General features: G+C 63.2%; 4 protein-coding genes. All 4 read right to left on the reverse strand.

What is annotated here, in order from left to right; all coding sequences use genetic code 11:
* On the reverse strand, positions 1–553 hold a 553-nt coding region (prs, locus tag J0I64_RS03450; protein WP_291406223.1), incomplete at its 3' end, for a ribose-phosphate diphosphokinase.
* A gap of 118 nt (positions 554–671) precedes the next feature.
* The gene (gene pgeF, locus J0I64_RS03455; protein WP_291406224.1) at positions 672–1,433 is read right to left on the reverse strand and encodes a peptidoglycan editing factor PgeF; all 762 of its coding nucleotides are present in this window, start codon (positions 1,431–1,433) and stop codon (positions 672–674) included.
* Positions 1,430–2,509 (reverse strand): SAM-dependent methyltransferase, encoded by a 1,080-nt coding sequence (locus J0I64_RS03460; protein ID WP_291406225.1) that lies wholly within the window; start codon positions 2,507–2,509, stop codon positions 1,430–1,432. The genes pgeF and J0I64_RS03460 overlap by 4 nt, the downstream gene beginning before the upstream one ends.
* 12 nt (positions 2,510–2,521) lie before the next feature.
* On the reverse strand, positions 2,522–3,388 hold the full coding sequence (gene lgt, locus J0I64_RS03465) for a prolipoprotein diacylglyceryl transferase (RefSeq protein WP_291406226.1): 867 nt from the start codon (positions 3,386–3,388) through the stop codon (positions 2,522–2,524).
* Between the last annotated feature and the right edge of the window lie 173 nt (positions 3,389–3,561).

Below are 3,561 nucleotides of genomic sequence, written 5' to 3' on the forward strand. Positions count from 1 at the left end.
GGTTGGCGCCGATGCGGCCGGCCACGTTGCGGGCGCGGACCACGCCGCCGACGTCGGGCGAGACGATCATGACGTTCTTGACGTCATAATTGTCCTTGATGTCGCGGACCATGACCGGGGCGGCGGTCAGGTTGTCGGTGGGGATATCGAAGAAGCCCTGGATCTGGCTGGCGTGAAGATCGAGCGTCAGGACGCGGTTGGCGCCGGCTTCGGTGATGAGGTTCGACACCAGCTTTGCCGAGATGGGCGTGCGCGGGGCCGATTTGCGGTCCTGGCGGGCATAGCCGAAATAGGGGATCACGGCAGTGATGCGGCGGGCCGAGGAACGGCGGAGCGCGTCGGTGAGGATCAGCAACTCCATAAGATTGTCGTTGGCCGGGTAGCTCGTCGACTGCAGGATGAAGGCGTCTTCACCGCGGACGTTCTCGTGCACCTCGACATAGACTTCCTTGTCCGCGAAGCGCTTGACCGTACAATCCGTGAGGGGGAGCTCTAGATAGCTGGCGACAGCCTGGGCGAGGGCACGATTAGAGTTGCCAGTCACCAGTTTCATTGGGCGATCCTGTCTCAACCAGTCCCCGGGGAGGAGGGACCTTCCAGTTTCGCGGGCAGCTTTATCGAGTCATTTTTGTGACTGCAACGCCCCATTGGTCTCATGCGTAAATTTAAGCCTAAGCGAGACCGATTACCGCGATCTGTCGGCCGGTCTTTGTTTGCTGATGCGTGGCATAGCGGTGCGAGAAGAAACGGGCGGGTTCGGCATAGGTGCAAAGGGCTGTGTCGGCGACGTCAGCCAGGCCAAGTGCGCGGCCCGCAGCAGCCAGATAGCCCGGCAGGTCGAAGTGGGGTTTGCCGCCAGGCGGGGTGAGGAAGGTCGGTTCGGCCTTCGCATCCTGATTCAATACGTCGGCCTTAAACTGTTCACCGACTTCGTAATTCCCCTGGCTGATTGTGGGGCCGATGGCGAGCTGGATGCGGCTGCGCTTGGCGCCGAGCGCTTCCATGGCGGCGACGGTGTTTTGCAGCATGCCATCGACGGCGCCGCGCCAGCCGGCGTGGGCCGCGCCGACGACCCCGGCTTCGGGATCGAGGAAGAGAAGGGGCGAGCAGTCGGCTGTGAGGACGCCGATCAGCACGTCGGAGCGGCGAGTCACGATTGCGTCAGCTTCAACGCTCCGCTCGGGGAGGGGGCCGGATTCGACTGTGACGACGCGATTGGAATGGACCTGCTTGACCGTGACCAGCGGCTTGCCGCCGAGGGTCTTCGCGACGCGGGAGCGGTTTTCTTCGACAGCGTCGGGGTGGTCACCGACGGAGTGGGAGACGTTTAGCCCCGCGAAATCGCCCGAGGAAACGCCGCCGTGGCGGCCGAAAAAGCCATGGCGGACAATGTCACTATCGGTCAGCGACTGGACGGAGGCGAAGTCGATCATGCCGTGAACCCCGGGGGCGTGAGGCCGGGGGAATGGGCGCAGAAGACCTTGAAGAGATCGCCCATCTGGTCTTTGCCGATCAGGCGATCGTGGGCGACGCGAATGTCATTGGCCGAGCCGGGATTGGCGCCGGCAAGAGCCTTGGCGCGTTCGGCGATGCCGAGGCGGGTGAGGAATTCGCCTTGGGTTGCAAGGGGTTGAACGGCGAGGCCAACTTCTTGATTCACTGCGGCGAGGGCGCCGAAATCGACGTGGGCCGAGAGATCGGTCTCGCCGGGCTCTTCGAGGACGTCGGCATAGGCGTGGTTGCGGACGCCCTGCAGGGTGTCGCCGGTCTGGGTACGGGCATAGCCATAGTCGATGGCGAGAATGCTACCGCCCTGTTTGGCCACGACTTTTGCCAGGCGGGACATGACTTCGCCGCCGGCAAAGCAGACTTCGAAAAGGCTGTCGGGCTCGGCATTGGCGACGGCGGTCGGCATGGTTTCGTTGGGGATCGGGGTGGGCGAGAGGCCGAAGGCGCGCTTGCCAGCGGCGAGGCCGACGAGGCGTTCGTGCCAGCCGTCTTCCTTCTTGATGAATTGGCGGATGGGCAGGGCATCGAAGAACTCGTTGGCGACCACGAGGATCGGGCCCTCGTCGAATTGCTCAAAGTTTTCAAGCCATTGCGGCTCGTAGCTTTCGAGTCGATTCCGCTGCTCCGCGGTCAGGACGGGGTTGGTTTCGAAGAGTTTCAGTTTTAGCCCATCGCGGAAACCGGGGGCGCGGCAGGCGACGCGGAGAATGTCGGCCATGAGGGTGCCGCGGCCAGGCCCGAGCTCGACGAGGTTGAAGCTCTTGGGCTCGTCCATCTGCTGCCAGACATTGACCAGGTGAAAGCCGATAAGCTCCCCGAACATCTGGGAAATTTCGGGCGCGGTGATGAAGTCGCCCTTGGCGCCGAGGGGGTCGGAACCCTTGTAGTAGCCCTTGGTCGGGTGGGTCAGGCAGAGACCCATATAGGTCGCCACGGACATGGGACCATTGGTGGTGATCTGGAGATCGATCTGCTGTGAGAGCGTTAGCGGACTGTTCACGTTGAACGTCTCCTACGGGCGCAATGCGTTAACAGGGCGGGTCATCGCGTAAATGACCAGGATCAGGCCGCCGAGAAGAATGGGCAGGCTGAGGATCTGGCCCATGGTGAGCCAGCCGCCATAGAGATAGCCCAGCTGTGCGTCGGGCAGGCGAACGAACTCGACCAGGATGCGTGAGAGCGCGTAGCCGATGGCGAAAATGCCGGCGACGAGGCCTGGTTTGCGCAGCCCATAGAAGACGTGGGTAGCGACGCGGATGATCAGGAAGAGCAGCAGGCCTTCGAGCGCGGCTTCATAGAGCTGGCTCGGATGGCGGGCGACCTGCAGGGGATCGGTCGGGAAGACGACGCCCCAGGGCAGGGTGGTGGGGGCGCCATAGAGTTCGGCATTGATGAAGTTGGCGATGCGGCCGAGGAAAATGCCGATGGTGGCGACGGCGCCGAGGAGGTCGAGCGAGGACAGCCAATTGCCGCCCTTGGAGCGGGTGAAGAGAATGGCAGCGAGCATCAGGCCGACCATGCCGCCGTGATAGGACATGCCGCCATCGAGGGTGTTGATGATCTCGAGCGGGTTCGAGAGATAGTAGGGCAGGTTGTAGAACAGCACGTAGCCGGTGCGGCCGCCGATGACGATGGCGAGCATGGCCCAGAAGGCGAAGTCCCAGATATCCTTGGCCGGGAAGGGCGGCGCGCCCTTGTGCCAGAGGCGCTCGTTGCGCAGCAGCAGGTAGCCGTAGCCGGCGCCCAGCAGCACGCCCATGAGATAGGCGAGCGCATACCAGCGGATGGCGATGGGGCCGATGGCGAAGGCGATTGGGTCGATATTGGGGAAGGGCAAGGTTCGTCCTTTTGCCGGCTCGGCCAGTTCAGCCTGTTCCAAATTCTACTGCGGCGGGCACCTTGCGGCGTTCTCTGCGCTTCCGGTGCTCACGGACGATTTGTCCGCTCCGCTCCGGTTCTCGAAAACGCCGCCATGTGACTCGCCGCAGCGAATTTTCAAACAGGCTCTCGGATGTTGCCAGCCGTAGCCCTATGGCGGGGTGGGTCGCAAGG

This window comes from Devosia sp., from assembly GCF_017307565.1.
Lineage (GTDB): Bacteria > Pseudomonadota > Alphaproteobacteria > Rhizobiales > Devosiaceae > Devosia.

Excerpts from the sequence above, each read along its gene's own strand:
- pgeF (WP_291406224.1), bottom strand. The coding sequence starts at position 1,433 with ATGATCGACTTCGCCTCCGTCCAGTCGCTGACCGATAGTGACATTGTC.